Annotated in this window: 16 protein-coding genes; 7 read left to right on the top strand and 9 right to left on the bottom strand. The window is 41.0% G+C overall.

Going from position 1 to position 13,505, the window contains the following annotated elements:
- Positions 1–49: 49 nt before the first annotated feature.
- Both cbiD and guaA read left to right on the top strand, forming a co-directional pair.
- A complete protein-coding gene (gene cbiD / locus C6N34_RS01860; RefSeq protein ID WP_115538831.1) occupies positions 50–1,159 on the top strand; it encodes a cobalt-precorrin-5B (C(1))-methyltransferase CbiD in 1,110 nt (369 codons plus the stop codon).
- Between the two features lie 88 nt (positions 1,160–1,247).
- Positions 1,248–2,870, top strand: a complete 1,623-nt coding sequence (guaA, locus tag C6N34_RS01855) for a glutamine-hydrolyzing GMP synthase (RefSeq protein ID WP_057178692.1) — start codon at positions 1,248–1,250, stop codon at positions 2,868–2,870.
- A 29-nt stretch (positions 2,871–2,899) separates the two neighbouring features.
- Here the strand turns inward: guaA and C6N34_RS01850 are convergent, their stop codons facing one another.
- The gene (locus tag C6N34_RS01850) at positions 2,900–3,796 is read right to left on the bottom strand and encodes a cation diffusion facilitator family transporter (protein ID WP_115538832.1); all 897 of its coding nucleotides are present in this window, start codon (positions 3,794–3,796) and stop codon (positions 2,900–2,902) included.
- Positions 3,797–4,012: 216 nt separating this feature from the next.
- Here C6N34_RS01850 and C6N34_RS01845 point away from each other — a divergent pair, with 216 nt between their 5' ends.
- Positions 4,013–4,372, top strand: a complete 360-nt coding sequence (locus tag C6N34_RS01845) for a hypothetical protein (protein ID WP_115538833.1) — start codon at positions 4,013–4,015, stop codon at positions 4,370–4,372.
- A gap of 118 nt (positions 4,373–4,490) precedes the next feature.
- Here the strand turns inward: C6N34_RS01845 and C6N34_RS01840 are convergent, their stop codons facing one another.
- The 5 genes from C6N34_RS01840 to C6N34_RS01820 form a co-directional block, all read right to left on the bottom strand.
- Entirely contained in the window at positions 4,491–4,727 is a 237-nt protein-coding gene (locus tag C6N34_RS01840; RefSeq protein WP_006276764.1) for a DUF4327 family protein, read from the bottom strand.
- A gap of 321 nt (positions 4,728–5,048) precedes the next feature.
- Positions 5,049–5,423, bottom strand: coding sequence for a 30S ribosome-binding factor RbfA (gene rbfA, locus C6N34_RS01835; protein ID WP_057178689.1), 375 nt, complete (start codon positions 5,421–5,423; stop codon positions 5,049–5,051).
- Positions 5,424–5,489: 66 nt separating this feature from the next.
- Positions 5,490–5,696 (bottom strand): DUF751 family protein, encoded by a 207-nt coding sequence (locus C6N34_RS01830; RefSeq protein WP_071985347.1) that lies wholly within the window; start codon positions 5,694–5,696, stop codon positions 5,490–5,492.
- A 120-nt stretch (positions 5,697–5,816) separates the two neighbouring features.
- A complete protein-coding gene (locus C6N34_RS01825; protein WP_040008673.1) occupies positions 5,817–7,031 on the bottom strand; it encodes a HetZ-related protein in 1,215 nt (404 codons plus the stop codon).
- A 232-nt stretch (positions 7,032–7,263) separates the two neighbouring features.
- Positions 7,264–7,917 carry an L-threonylcarbamoyladenylate synthase gene (locus C6N34_RS01820; RefSeq protein WP_115538834.1) on the bottom strand — a complete coding sequence of 218 codons (654 nt, stop codon included), beginning with the start codon at positions 7,915–7,917 and terminating at the stop codon, positions 7,264–7,266.
- Between the two features lie 142 nt (positions 7,918–8,059).
- Here C6N34_RS01820 and larC point away from each other — a divergent pair, with 142 nt between their 5' ends.
- Both larC and C6N34_RS01810 read left to right on the top strand, forming a co-directional pair.
- A complete protein-coding gene (larC, locus tag C6N34_RS01815; RefSeq protein WP_115538835.1) occupies positions 8,060–9,352 on the top strand; it encodes a nickel pincer cofactor biosynthesis protein LarC in 1,293 nt (430 codons plus the stop codon).
- A gap of 27 nt (positions 9,353–9,379) precedes the next feature.
- Positions 9,380–9,844 carry an SRPBCC family protein gene (locus C6N34_RS01810; RefSeq protein WP_115538836.1) on the top strand — a complete coding sequence of 155 codons (465 nt, stop codon included), beginning with the start codon at positions 9,380–9,382 and terminating at the stop codon, positions 9,842–9,844.
- A 6-nt stretch (positions 9,845–9,850) separates the two neighbouring features.
- Here C6N34_RS01810 and C6N34_RS01805 read toward each other — a convergent pair whose 3' ends face one another.
- On the bottom strand, positions 9,851–11,122 hold the full coding sequence (locus C6N34_RS01805; protein ID WP_115538837.1) for a tRNA nucleotidyltransferase/poly(A) polymerase family protein: 1,272 nt from the start codon (positions 11,120–11,122) through the stop codon (positions 9,851–9,853).
- 105 nt (positions 11,123–11,227) lie between these two features.
- On the opposite strand from C6N34_RS01805, the gene C6N34_RS01800 reads away from it, so the two are divergent.
- A complete protein-coding gene (locus C6N34_RS01800) occupies positions 11,228–11,476 on the top strand; it encodes a Ycf34 family protein (RefSeq protein ID WP_057178685.1) in 249 nt (82 codons plus the stop codon).
- 49 nt (positions 11,477–11,525) lie between these two features.
- Entirely contained in the window at positions 11,526–12,179 is a 654-nt protein-coding gene (gene tsaB / locus C6N34_RS01795) for a tRNA (adenosine(37)-N6)-threonylcarbamoyltransferase complex dimerization subunit type 1 TsaB (protein WP_006276753.1), read from the top strand.
- On the opposite strand, the gene purM is transcribed toward tsaB, so the two are convergent.
- Together purM and C6N34_RS01785 are read right to left on the bottom strand one after the other, a co-directional pair.
- Positions 12,176–13,207 carry a phosphoribosylformylglycinamidine cyclo-ligase gene (gene purM / locus C6N34_RS01790; protein WP_057178683.1) on the bottom strand — a complete coding sequence of 344 codons (1,032 nt, stop codon included), beginning with the start codon at positions 13,205–13,207 and terminating at the stop codon, positions 12,176–12,178. The genes tsaB and purM overlap by 4 nt on opposite strands.
- A 62-nt stretch (positions 13,208–13,269) precedes the next feature.
- Entirely contained in the window at positions 13,270–13,476 is a 207-nt protein-coding gene (locus tag C6N34_RS01785) for a hypothetical protein (protein WP_057178682.1), read from the bottom strand.
- Between the last annotated feature and the right edge of the window lie 29 nt (positions 13,477–13,505).

Below are 13,505 nucleotides of genomic sequence, written 5' to 3'. Positions count from 1 at the left end.
TATATAATTAAATACAAAAACACAAAATTTATCACATACAAAATTTTTTATGTTTCGTTCCGGTTATACCCTACCAGTTTTTGCCTGTGGTGGTGCAATAGCGGCGTTATATTGGTTGCGCCATTGCCGTATATTAAATACAGCGGGTGTTGATCTAATTTCACCGGATCAAATAGTGGAAATTCCCATTGAACAGGTAGCTGGAATTTCCGAGAGTGGTGCTTTAGCTATTACTCGAAGTGATCCGGGGGATAACTTAGATCTAACTAAAGATACACCAATTTGGACAAAAGTAGAATGGTATGATGGAGAGGGGGAAACGATTGTTATCAGGGGTGGAGAAGGGATTGGTAAGGATTTACAGGGGATGGCTGCTATTTATACATACGCCCAGCAATTGTTGCGGAAAAACCTAGAGAAACTACTATTTCCGGGGGAAAAAATCCTAGTGACGGTGATTTTACCCGAGGGGCGCTCCCTAGCTACCAGAACCTCCAACCCTGCTTTTGGAGTGGTGGAAGGACTTTCTTTATTAGGAACAAGCGGTATATCTCAACCATTAAGTACACCAGAACAGCTTGAGGTTTTTCGGGACGATTTAAGGACGAAGGCAAAGGAATTTAATAGCTTAGTTTTTTGTATTGGCGAAAATGGTTTAGACCTGGGGAGAAAATTGGGAATAAATCCGCAACGCATGGTAAAAACTGCTAATTGGATTGGTCCTCTATTAGTTGAGGCCCATCTTTTGGGGGTTGAAGAAATATTATTATTTGGCTATCACGGAAAATTAATGAAACTAGCAGGGGGAATATTTCATACTCATCATCATTTAGCAGATGGAAGGAGAGAAATTATAGTCGCCCATAGTGCTATCCTGGGGTTAAAGTATGAAGATATACAAATAATATTTCATAGTCCCAGGGCGGAGGATGCCCTGCAACATCTGCGCTTTCTGGATACTATAAGTGGTAGTAACTGGACTAACCAAATTTATTTCAGTATTGCCCAAACTATTGACAATCGTTCCCAAGAGTATATAAAAAGCCATAGTGACCAGAGTGTGAAAACAACAGTTTGTGGTTCTGTGCTTTTTGACCGAAATAGAGAAGTTATTATTAAAAGTCAAACAGGTTGTGTGCTAATGGAGAAATTGTGCTAACCTAAATGGACTGTCAAAATCAAACCGCTCGTAGTTGTTAACAACTACATAGTAACTCAATTATGTTCAAAGACACACTCCCACCATCATGAATACAGCGGTAGGTCTACCAATAGATATAACATGCCAAAGTGAGGAAAATCTCCCAGATGGCGATCGCCAAATGATAGTGATTTTAGACTTTGGTTCCCAATATTCGGAACTGATTGCTCGACGCATAAGGGAGACACAAGTATATTCCGAGGTGCTTTCCTATCGCATCACACCGGAAGAGATAAGGAAAATGAACCCCAAGGGGATAATTTTATCTGGTGGTCCTAGGTCAGTTTATAGCGATTATGCACCTCAATGTGACCCAGAAATATGGGAATTGGGTATTCCCATATTGGGTGTATGTTATGGAATGCAGCTGATGGTGAATGAACTGGGGGGAAAGGTAACCCAAGCTGATCGTGGGGAATATGGTAAAGCATCATTACTTATAGATGAACCCACACACTTGCTTACTAATGTGGAAAATGGTGTGATTATGTGGATGAGTCATGGGGACTCAGTTACAACCATGCCTCCTGGTTTTGAACTGCTAGCACATACAGAAAATACTTCTTGTGCAGCTATTGCGAATCATGAGCGCAAACTGTATGGTGTGCAGTTTCATCCTGAAGTAGTTCATTCCCAGGGAGGACTGGCACTAATTCGCAACTTTGTTTACCATATTTGTGACTGCGAACCCAGTTGGACAACAGCAGCTTTTGTGGAAAATGCTATTCAGGAGATTCGTGCTAAAGTCTCCGATAGAAGAGTGCTGTTAGCGCTCTCTGGAGGCGTGGATTCTTCTACCCTGGCATTTTTGCTCCATAAAGCTATTGGAGATCAATTGACCTGCGTGTTTATTGATCAGGGTTTTATGCGAAAATTAGAGCCAGAAAGATTATTAAAATTGTTCCAGGAGCAATTTCATATTCCCGTAGAGTACGTTAACGCACGCGATCGCTTTATAAATGCTATTGCTGGTGTGACAGATCCGGAAGAAAAACGCCGTCGTATTGGTCACGAGTTTATTAGGGTGTTTGAAGAAACATCCAAAAGATTGGGTCACTTTGACTATTTAGCACAGGGTACACTATATCCAGATGTAATTGAATCTGCTGGCACTAATGTAGATCCTAAAACTGGGGAGAGGGTAGCAGTGAAAATCAAGAGTCATCACAATGTGGGTGGACTACCTAAGGACTTGAGATTTAAACTGGTGGAACCCCTGCGAAAACTATTTAAAGATGAAGTGCGTAAGGTGGGTCGTTCCCTTGGTCTACCAGAGGAGATAGTTCAAAGACAACCTTTTCCTGGACCGGGTTTAGCTATTCGCATTTTGGGGGAGGTGACAGCAGAAAGGTTAAATATTCTACGTGATGCTGATTTAATTGTTCGCCAAGAAATCAACCAAAGGAATTTATATAATCAGTATTGGCAAGCATTTGCTGTTTTACTACCTATTCGTAGTGTGGGGGTTATGGGTGATCAGCGCACCTATGCCTATCCTGTGGTCTTACGAATAGTGACTAGTGAAGATGGCATGACAGCAGATTGGGCACGAGTACCTTATGATGTGCTAGAAGCCATTTCTAATAGAATTGTCAATGAGGTTAAAGGGGTCAATCGAGTGGTCTATGATATTACTTCTAAACCACCGGGCACTATAGAATGGGAATAGGTATATGAAAGCAAATTCGGGTGCTAATCCTAATTACCAAAGCTAATGTTCTCCGATTGGTATGCTGGTGGTTCTATATGAATTATAATCCTCACAGGACTATATCTCTCCTGTAGTTTGTTTTCTACTTCCTCTGTGATTTGATGGGCAGTTTCTACTTCCGGTGTATCTACTACTAGATGCATTTCTATGAATACCTGTCTACCTATTACCCCACGAGAAGCAATATCATGGCAGTTAATTACACCAGGTACGGAAGTGGCAATCCCATGTATTGCTTCTGGAGCGATCGCCATTTGATCCACTAACCAGGGCAAATTTTCTTTTAAAACGGACCATCCACTCCAAAAGACTAGCAAAGCTACGGGAAAGGCCAATACCACATCCAACCATTGAAAGTTGAACCACCAAATCCCTATTAGTCCCCCTAACACGGAAATGGTTACCCACACATCACTCATGGTGTGTTTAGCATCAGCAACTAAAATGGAACTGCCTATTCTTGTCCCTACGTTACGCTCATAAAATGCGACGAAGATATTTACGCCCAATACAATTAGTAATAACCACAGTTCAGGACCAGATATTCTCACGGGTGAACCACCTCGAATAATTTTCTCTATCGCTCCTTGAAGAATTTCAAAACAAGCTATCCCTAAAAATGCTGCTATTCCTAACGCCCCCACTGCTTCAAATTTGTGATGTCCATAGGGATGTTCTCGATCTGGTAAGGGAGAAGAAAATTTATTAGCTACTAGTCCTAACACGTTGTTAGCACTATCTGTAACACTGTGTAAAGCGTCCGCTAATAAGCTCAAGGAACCAGTAGCATATCCTACTACAACTTTTAATGCCATCACAAACAAGTTAAGTAAAAGGGTAATAATTAGTACTTTCCTTACTTCCCTTAGGTAGTTGTAATTCATAATCGAATATTTACCATTGCTATTCCTAATTATGGAGCAATTAGGTAAGTAGGGAAGCACAATTATTTGTAGGATGGGTTAACCCATGCGGGTGTTGGGTTTCATACTTCAACCCAACCTACGTTCATCTTATATTTAATTCCACTCACCCCCTTAACCTATCATTATAGTTATTATGGTTGCCAAAGTTTTAGAAAATTTTTACCCCATACCATTATGTCTTCCCCATTACTCACTCTCAATCTTGACCATGGCTCTATTTCTTTCACTTTTTCCCACCACGCTGCTATAGAACTAAAAACTGCCATGGATAAATTAATGCTAAGTCTGAAAGCTGTTACTGTTAAATCTAACCCCGGGGTAAAAATCACACCTGAACCCGCTTTGGAATATCGCCATACAGGTGATGTTTTCTTTGAGGTGTTCTGTAACCCCAATATCTGGCCCACTCCCTTCGCAGCTAAAGTTCTACTCACTGTACGCAATTTAGGCGTTCGCTTAACTACAGAAGCAGATCTCACCCGCTTAGTTGACGATGTTAATCAGTACCTCCAACAAACGGAACCAACCTCCTGAGAAAAATATACTTGCCAAAGTCAGTAACTTTAGACAAGCATAGATTAAATAAGTTACTTAACTACTACTTAGGAAACTTGGGGATCTTCGGGATCCTCCTTAATTACTGCAGTCCTGATTAGTCATTTTCCCATTGTTCTCGACCAATCAAATCCCCAATGCGATCGCGCAACAAAAAGTCACATTTCTCTAATTCATATTCCACAAAGACCCATTCCCGAGCGGGGATGTACTGGCAGAGTGTGTATATCGGCTGTTGCCGACTGACGATTCCCTTACGCACAAGTTGGCTTGCTTCGTACTGGATTACGTCTAGAGAGTAATAATTGATAGAAGGCACCGTACTTACACTCATTGCTTTTACTCACAAATTTACGTTTAGATAGTATTCCCAATTTTCATTGAGAAGACGTGGTGATAATTTAGACCTGTGGCTAGGTTTTGTAGTTTGCTATACGGAACTATTATTATTTTGACGCTACAGACCTATAAATTATCTAAAGAAATGTGAAGTTTGTCAAGGAAATATAACATCAAAACTAAATGTACTAGTAATAGTCAAACCGAAAAGCAGGCACAAACATGACAGAAAGTACCATATAGACAGTATTAACATATTTGAGTGAAGTATGAATATGTCTAGAGTTACAATCTGATCTAGTATTTTGGTGGTAGATCAATCTTGGTGGGAGTCTTCGCGTTTTTGTTGAAGTTGGTTTAATAAATTTAACACTTTAGTTCCCCTTTCTAAGGAATGGTCTTCCACAAAAATCACTTCTGGAGTGCGACGCAATCTAACCCTAGCGCCCAACTCACTACGAACATAACCGGTAGCGGATTTTAACCCCGCCATAGTTTCGGCTTTTGCTTCTTCTGTTCCATAAATGCTGACAAATATTTTGGCGTGTTGTAAATCTCCTGAAACATCGACATCAGTGACGCTTACCATACCCACACCCACCCGGTCATCCTTAATACCGTGGATTAACATTTGGCTGACCTCCCGTTTAATTAATTCCGCAACACGGGAAACACGGCGATTTGTAGCCATATTATAAATTCCGCCTTTTGATAGAGATTTAACAATAGATAGTTTATCTTATTAGGAATAATCCTTTTAGATTGCACTCAGTCCCAACATAGCTCGGAGAGTTAGGGTGAGGAAGAAGAACCCTCCCACAAACAGACCTATAATCGCCAGTAGTGTACCTGGACGTTTTAAAAGTGGAATTAGAGGGTCAAATGTATTAACTAGCAGACCTAAGACTATAGTCACCAGGTAGCGGGGGTAGCGAAATACGTTATTCCAGAATCCGTCAAACATTTGAGTTTTGAATATACACTTTTTTATTATTAAGTAGTTTAGCAGAAAATGGGCAATAGGGAAACTAATACACTTTCAAATTTTGCCCATGGTCAATCTCGGTTTAGGGGTTTCAACGGTTCAACAAGTCTTAACTTCCATATTTCCATTACGTATAGCCCAGGCCAATTCCAACATTTGAGTCCATCGCTTTTGTAACTGCTTAGGAGTACATTGCACAGCCTTGGCGATCGCCTGATCATTTTCCATAGTGGTTTTAAGTTGAAAGATTTGTTGTTGTTGTTCAGTCAATTGATTCCAGAAAAGATCCCATTGTTGAGAGGATAAACCCAGCTTATGTTCTAGTCCAGCTCCCAACCATTGATGTACCAATTGCCAATGATGTTGTTTAGCGAACTTTTCAACGTGGTATTTAAATCTTTGTTGTAAATAATCGCGCTGACGACTGGTTAGTCCCAAAATTTGATCGATTTCTGGTGCGGATAGATCCTGAAGTTTCAAAGACAAATAATTCATACAGTCCGCTTGACCCTGAGATTGAAGATACTTCATCAACTCAGTAATTACCCGGTCTCGTTCTGACTCTTCAGAGGGGTCAAAGGTGGGCTTAGCAACCATTTGGGAGCGAATTTGCTGAACTGCCAAATTACGCTGATAAGATTCCGCTTCTTCTGTTTTAGCTGAATCCACAGCCATTTCAATATCAACCGTTGTTTCCTGGGGTTGACGACGAGCAAAACCCTGGGCTCGCAGCACAATTAACTGTTGATTAGCTCCACCGGGCAAATTAATTCGACGTTTAGCATACTGCTCTGTAAATGCCATATACTCAGCTAATTCCAGTTGAGTGCGTGGTGTATAATCTTCTGCTAATTCGTTTTCCCGACGAAAGGCTTTAATGGCCTCAATATAAAATGCTTGTAAAAAATCTTCAATTAGATTATAACGGGCTTCAAAACCTAGTTCAGATCCAGCTGTAGTGACGTGACGATATACAATTGCACCTAAACTACTATGTAACTCTACTCTTCCTTGTCTTGAACCCAATTGATAATAACGTAGGCATTTTTGTAAGCGATGTTTAGCTAAAGTAGCCTGCCAAGACTTAACTTGTCCAGAAGTTTGAATACGGGAACTTTTATCACAAATTCTTTCTACTTCCTTAGTTATGCGATTTACAACAGCTTGTATACATCCAGAGGAAGCCTTAACTTGAGACTCGATTTCCTCAGATAGGAGCTGTACTAAGGTTTTGGAACTAGCAAGTGGTGAGTCTTGAGAGTCACCATCAAGAGCGGGTCTAAAATTTGGCAGATTAACGGGGTTAGCTTTCATGACTTTTCCTGAGTATTGCACCTTAACTACAATTAAACGCAACCGATTGATGTCTTTCCATGGCATTATCCGGTATGAAACCACCTCTTCCCTTGAAGATTTTTTGCGGATAGTCTTGGTGTATGTTACCGTGAAGTGTTAAAGCTGTATTTTCTGAATTGAGCATTTTTTGGTGCAATAGTATCAAAGTAATAGTCAAAATGGGGATCATCTATTAAAATTGGCAAGGTGATTATATCCAAGCTGCTACTGCTTCCCAACCCATTCCTTTTCTTGTTATAATAGGTTGATTATCCGTCAAGTCTAAAATAGTAGATACCTGATTCTTGGGTTCCTCACCCGTGTCTATAATAATATCTACCAAGCTATCTAAACGGTCAAACAGGTCCATCTTAGATGGGTGTATGTCAATATCTACATTTAGGTCATCCATATCATAAAGGGGTAAATGCGCCGAAGTAGAGATAATGGGATTCCCCAAAGATTCTAGTAAGGCCAAACACAGGTGGTGATTTGGCACTCGAATCCCCGTGGTTTTACGCTTAGGATTTTGTACCAATCGCGGTACTAACTTGGTAGCAGGCAACAAAAAAGTGTAGGGACCTGGTATCAAGGATTTCATAATCCGATAAGCTATATCACTGACAAAGGCATAAGTAGCTACGCGAGAAAGAGAAGGACATAGGAAGGTTAATGGTTTATCATTGGCCAACCGCTTAATTTTCTTAACTCTTTCTACAGCTGACTTGGCATTTAAATCGCAACCGATGGCATAAACCGTATCAGTGGGATAAAGCATAACAGCACCACCAGAAAGTGCCAACCTTATATCCTCTATCCGACGATTTTGTGGGTTATCAGGATGAATTTCCAAAATTCTAGCCATAAGCTAATAAATGGGTGAAAGATTAATTTCCAACTTAAACGTCATTGCTACCTATGACCCCTCCATGACCATAAGATCAGTAGAATTTAACTTACAGTTTAAACAGAAACACAAAAAAACGATTAATCATTATTAGCATTTTATGAGTAAAATTGCCTATTTTCAATGTCCTACGGGAATATCTGGTGATATGTGTTTGGGCGCTTTCGTAAGTTTGGGTGTTCCTGTCAACTACTTACTGGAAAAACTTGGGGGTTTGGGGATTGACCAGGAATATGAATTGGAAAGCGAGTTAGTTCATCGTCAAACTCAACAAGCTACTAAAATCCATGTCAACCTAACCAGTTACCATCATGATCACGATCATAATCACCATCATCACCATGGTCGTCATCTACCAGAAATAGAAAAGATGATCCTCGCAGCTAATCTACCCACAAGAGCAGCTGACTGGAGTTTAGCTGTATTCCGCCAATTAGCAGTAGCAGAAGGCGCAGTACATGGCATTGCACCTGAAAAAGTTCACTTTCATGAAGTTGGTGCTGTTGATGCAATTGTGGATATTGTGGGAACCTGTTTGAGTTTAGACTGGTTAGGAATAGACAGTGATGAAACTGGGCTACCCTTAGTCTATTGTTCAGCCTTTCCTACGGGGGGGGGAACGGTTAGAGCTGCTCATGGTAGAATGCCAGTTCCCGTACCCGCAGTGTTAAAGTTATGGGAAATGACCAATTCTCCCGTCTATAGTAATGGTATTGACAGAGAACTAGTTACACCAACAGGAGCAGCGATCGCCACTACTTTGGCGAGGAGTTTTGGTTCACCTCCACCGATGGTGTTGAAGCAGGTGGGATTGGGTGCTGGTTCTCTGGATTTACCCATTCCTAATATACTACGCATTTGGCTAGGTGAAACTTCCCCAGATCCTTTACATATTCACAAGTTACAGGTGAATGATGGGGATCCTCATGGACAAGGGGAAGAGACAATTTGTGTTTTAGAGACCCAAATAGATGATTTGAGTCCCCAAGCTATAGGTTATGTTTTTGAAGCTTTGTTTGCTGCTGGTGCGGTAGATGTGTTTACCCAATCTATAGGTATGAAAAAATCACGTCCGGGAATTTTACTAAGTGCAATTTGTCATCCGGAAAATCTGACTGGTTGTCAGGAGGTGATATTTAGGGAAACTACCACCTTGGGTATTCGTTATACTACTCAACAACGCCGTATTTTACAAAGAGATATGCAAACGGTGCAAACTCCCTATGGTCAAGTTGCTGTAAAGGTGGCTTGGCAAGGTAAAACGTCACAAAAGGTCATTACTAATGTACAACCTGAATATGAAGACTGTGCCAATCTAGCTAGACAGCATCATCTCCCTTGGCGTGAAATCCAACGCTTGGCCTTACACCATTGGTATGCGAGCCAACCCTAAATTCTGGCACAAGCTATATTTTTAAAAATGACCCAACTTTTACAACAGTCAATTCAAATTAATGCTCCTGCTACATTAGTAGAACAATGTTTAACCGACTTGCATTTAATGCACCAATGGTTAAATCCCCTCCTTCGCTGTGAACCCCTAGGGGAGGTTTGGACCACAGAAATTGGCAGTCGCAGTCGTTTTATGATTCAAATCCCAGGAATTAAACCCACTCTCAATGTGGTGGTCATTGAAAGACAACCAGGACTTATTGTCTGGGGTTTTAAGGGGTTCTTTCAAGGGAGCGATCGCTGGGAATGTCAACCTCTAAGTCAAGGCACATTATTGATTAATTCCTTTGAATTTAAAATACCCAATCCCATTATCAGTTGGGGATTTAACACTTTTGCTGCATCCTGGACCAAATCGGATATGCGGTCACAGTTAGTCCGGTTTAAAAATGTTGCCGAAGGATTAGCCAAGTCTCCCAAATATGCTTTGTAGTGCCTATTACTTATCTATTAATTTTCTAGCTAGTGCTAGTGCCCCCTGGGAATTATTTACCTTACCCTCAGCTTGAGCAATGGCAATTTCCTGCAAAATTTCTCCCACCAGTGGTGAGGGTGGGATATTTAGTGCTATAATCACCTCCTTACCAGTCACCAACGGTGATGGGTGGGCCACCAAATCATCAGGGTTCAAATAACGTTTAACCAGGGGTCTATACAATTCTAAACTATGCTTGTGGGACTTGGTGTTTAACATATCCTGTGCTAAAGCTAGAACGATTGTAGAGCTAAAAACAACCCCTACCTCCCTAAACCAACAGTACTGTTCTCGCAAGGACATGCTATTTGCTTGTTTCATCTGCGGGAATAGTCGTAGGGCGGTAATAATACTACGAATCTCCACTCGACTGTATGTCATTTCCCCCAGCTCCCGTTCTGCTATCTCAGGAGCAGGATTCACTAAACACCCTAGTTTAGCAATATCCAACCATCTGGTTTTCATAGAATCCCGAATGGGTTTTTCTAGCTGTTCCCCCAGTTCTGACCAATTTTCCCCTATTGCTTGAACCGCTGGATCTACTGCAATTAGTTTATCTACACTTTCTGGCGTTGCATAAATAAAAAATTGACCTAATAACCCATCCTCCCAAGCGGTTTTTAACCAAAATGTACCTACAGCACTTTGCAAAAGATAACCAATTTCTGTTCTAATCCTTTCGGAAGCGACTTGACAAAGATTTGCAGACAATTTACGAATAGTTAGTTGGGTATGAGGTTCAATAACAAAATTTAATTGGGCAGCTTGACGATAAGCACGCATTAAACGCAAAGGGTCATCTTGGAGATTTTGGGGAGATATCATCCGCAATAAACCACTTTCTATGTCTTTACAACCACCTAGAGGATCCATCAGTTCTTGAGTATAGGGATTATAGGCGATCGCATTAATGGTAAAGTCTCTCCGATGTAAATCAGTCAGTAAACTGTCTCCATCCTGTTGGGCAAAATCTACTGTCCCCTGGGGAAACACCACCCGGGCTATATTTCTCTTCCCATCCAACAACACAAAACCAGCTCCATAATGTTGGGCGATCGCCCGAGCAACTTTTACCGCATTGTCTGGTATGATAAAGTCTAAATCCAAGTAGTCTTGACTTCTACCCAAAATGCCATCCCGCACTGCACCACCTACCATATAAGCTGGTTGAGGTAGCATCCCCAAGCTAAACGGCCAATTTTTGGGATCTAAGCGAGCAGTAATTGAATCATTCATTATTTATCCAAAAAAGTATGAGCGGCAAATTAGTCTATATTGCCATTCCACCTGCTAAAACTATATGATATAGCTACATATCTAACCTTAGGGTAGGAGTTGGTCATGTGTATTTGCGTTAACTGTCACTACGTAGACCGTTGTGTTACCTACAATGCGGTAGAAACTCAACACCAACAACCACACTTAAATGAAAATCCCGATTTTAATGCCCAGGAACCTGCCATAAATGTTAACATTCGTACTAAAGGAGAAATTATTGAAATGGAATGGGATGTGGTAGGTTGTCTAAGTTTTAAACCAGAAATGGGTAAATGGGCATCATTACGTCCGGGTGAATTAGTACCCACTTAATGTTGGTGCATGTTATTCTAATTTTCCACTTTACTGCTAATAGAAGCTCTTGAACAATCACCAAAAATACGCTTTAGGAATACACACTACTACACCGGAATTAGGTTTAGTAATGAGTAACTTTGTGGATGACACGCGCTCTCAGGTATGGAATTTGGGACGTGATGTATCCAGTCATATTCACCAATGTCTAGTGGATTTTATCCTACCCCAAAGCTGGCCAGATCTACGGTTAATTGCAGTAGCTAAAGGACCTGGAGGGTTTACCGGTACTCGCATTGGTATGGTTTTAGCACGTACCCTAGGTCAGCAATTGAACATTCCGGTTTTAGCTATATCCACCTTAGCAGCGGTGGCATGGCACGAAAAGAATCAAAATCCTCATTTACCAGCCACTATAGCTGTAGAAATGCCAGCACAGCAGGGGAAAGTATTTGGAGCGATTTATCAGATTGATGTTGAAAAATCCGAGATAAAAGCTCTATTAGCAGACCAGGTGTTTACTCTAGAAGCATGGAAAGAAACCTTAAATGATTATCCCAATAATTATCCAATTGAACATGAACTAATTAGAGCCACATCAAATTTAGCAGTGACAGTAACCAGTATATTACACCTGGCTTATTTAGATTGGCAACAAGGTAAGAATGGTCATTGGTCTGATTCCCTACCCTACTACGGTCAACATCCTGTGGATAGCTAAGAATCAAAAAGAGCAATTAATTCACCGGATCCCCCCACAACCTCACCAATAGTAAAAGCGGGAATATGCTGAGATTGGAAATGAGTAATTGCTTGTTGTGCTTGTGTGGGAGGTAAAATCAACACAAAACCCAAACCCATGTTAAAAGTATTGTACATAGCTTGTGCACCCACAGATCCAAAATCAGCCAACCATTTAAATACGGGGGGGATTGGCCAACTACCTGGATGAATTTTCACAGATTGATTAGCTCCTAAGCACCTGGGCAAATTTTCTGGTAAACCCCCACCGGTAATGTGGGCCATACCGTGAATTTCCAGACCTTGGTGCAGAGCTGATAAAACAGACTTAACATAAATGCGAGTAGGGGTGAGAAAAGTAGAACCTAAAGTTTTTCCATGGAAAAAATCTGGAGTGTGGTTCCAAGTAAAACCACCATCACTAACAATCTTTCGGATTAAACTCACACCATTACTATGAATACCAGAACTAGCTAGACCTATGGCCAGATCGCCAACTTGCACCTGGGAACCATCTAACATTTTGCTTTTTTCCACAATTCCCACACAGAAACCAGCTAGGTCATATTCACCCACCTGGTAGAAACCTGGCATTTCAGCTGTTTCTCCCCCCAATAGAGCAGCACCAGCTAATTTACAACCTTCAGCTATTCCTGACACCACCTGAGTTAACTGCTCTCCTTCTAGTTTACCAGTAGCGACATAATCTAGAAAAAATAGTGGTTCTGCTCCCGAGGTGAGTACATCATTAACACACATAGCCACCAAATCAATACCCACAGTGTGGTGACAATTGAGGATTTGGGCAATTTTTAGCTTTGTGCCCACACCATCCGTACCAGACACCAATACAGGTTCGTGATAACCTGTGGGTAGTTGGAAACATCCACTAAAACCGCCCAAACCACCCAAAACTTCTGGTCTAAAGGTACTGTGAACTAAATTGCGAATTTGTCCTACAAAAGCTCTACCCGCTTCTACATCCACACCTGCATCCCGATAATCCATGACTGTAATGTTAACCTTCCGTTTTTTTTCTATCCATCATTACCACAAAATCACTAAAATCTCTAGAAAACCTCATCCTCCATTCCTTTCCACCATTCTCCTAAATTCATCATGTCTTGGTGAATGTCTGCTAGTTCTTCTATATAAACTTCCGTAGATATGTCATGCCGTCGCTCCTGTAATTTTTTTAACCTGAGTTGCACTAATAACCACGGTTTGGCAATACTATCGGTTAGTTCTAAATATGTAGCTAGTTGTTGACTGTTCATTGGCGGATTTTTAGATTACAGTATTATAT

It is taken from the genome of Cylindrospermopsis raciborskii Cr2010, assembly GCF_003367075.2.
Taxonomy (GTDB): domain Bacteria; phylum Cyanobacteriota; class Cyanobacteriia; order Cyanobacteriales; family Nostocaceae; genus Raphidiopsis; species Raphidiopsis raciborskii.
The sequence above is the reverse complement of the archived record's forward strand: the minus strand, read 5'-3'. Positions and strand labels throughout refer to the sequence as shown.

What these genes read in the sequence shown, in the direction of transcription:
- cbiD (WP_115538831.1), top strand. Translation starts at nt 50, where the DNA reads ATGTTTCGTTCCGGTTATACCCTACCAGTTTTTGCCTGTGGTGGTGCA.
- guaA (WP_057178692.1), top strand. Translation starts at nt 1,248, where the DNA reads ATGAATACAGCGGTAGGTCTACCAATAGATATAACATGCCAAAGTGAG.
- C6N34_RS01850 (WP_115538832.1), bottom strand. Translation starts at nt 3,796, where the DNA reads ATGAATTACAACTACCTAAGGGAAGTAAGGAAAGTACTAATTATTACC.
- C6N34_RS01845 (WP_115538833.1), top strand. Translation starts at nt 4,013, where the DNA reads ATGTCTTCCCCATTACTCACTCTCAATCTTGACCATGGCTCTATTTCT.
- C6N34_RS01840 (WP_006276764.1), bottom strand. Translation starts at nt 4,727, where the DNA reads ATGAGTGTAAGTACGGTGCCTTCTATCAATTATTACTCTCTAGACGTA.
- rbfA (WP_057178689.1), bottom strand. Translation starts at nt 5,423, where the DNA reads ATGGCTACAAATCGCCGTGTTTCCCGTGTTGCGGAATTAATTAAACGG.
- C6N34_RS01830 (WP_071985347.1), bottom strand. Translation starts at nt 5,696, where the DNA reads ATGTTTGACGGATTCTGGAATAACGTATTTCGCTACCCCCGCTACCTG.
- C6N34_RS01825 (WP_040008673.1), bottom strand. Translation starts at nt 7,031, where the DNA reads ATGAAAGCTAACCCCGTTAATCTGCCAAATTTTAGACCCGCTCTTGAT.
- C6N34_RS01820 (WP_115538834.1), bottom strand. Translation starts at nt 7,917, where the DNA reads ATGGCTAGAATTTTGGAAATTCATCCTGATAACCCACAAAATCGTCGG.
- larC (WP_115538835.1), top strand. Translation starts at nt 8,060, where the DNA reads ATGAGTAAAATTGCCTATTTTCAATGTCCTACGGGAATATCTGGTGAT.
- C6N34_RS01810 (WP_115538836.1), top strand. Translation starts at nt 9,380, where the DNA reads ATGACCCAACTTTTACAACAGTCAATTCAAATTAATGCTCCTGCTACA.
- C6N34_RS01805 (WP_115538837.1), bottom strand. Translation starts at nt 11,122, where the DNA reads ATGAATGATTCAATTACTGCTCGCTTAGATCCCAAAAATTGGCCGTTT.
- C6N34_RS01800 (WP_057178685.1), top strand. Translation starts at nt 11,228, where the DNA reads ATGTGTATTTGCGTTAACTGTCACTACGTAGACCGTTGTGTTACCTAC.
- purM (WP_057178683.1), bottom strand. Translation starts at nt 13,207, where the DNA reads ATGGATTATCGGGATGCAGGTGTGGATGTAGAAGCGGGTAGAGCTTTT.
- C6N34_RS01785 (WP_057178682.1), bottom strand. Translation starts at nt 13,476, where the DNA reads ATGAACAGTCAACAACTAGCTACATATTTAGAACTAACCGATAGTATT.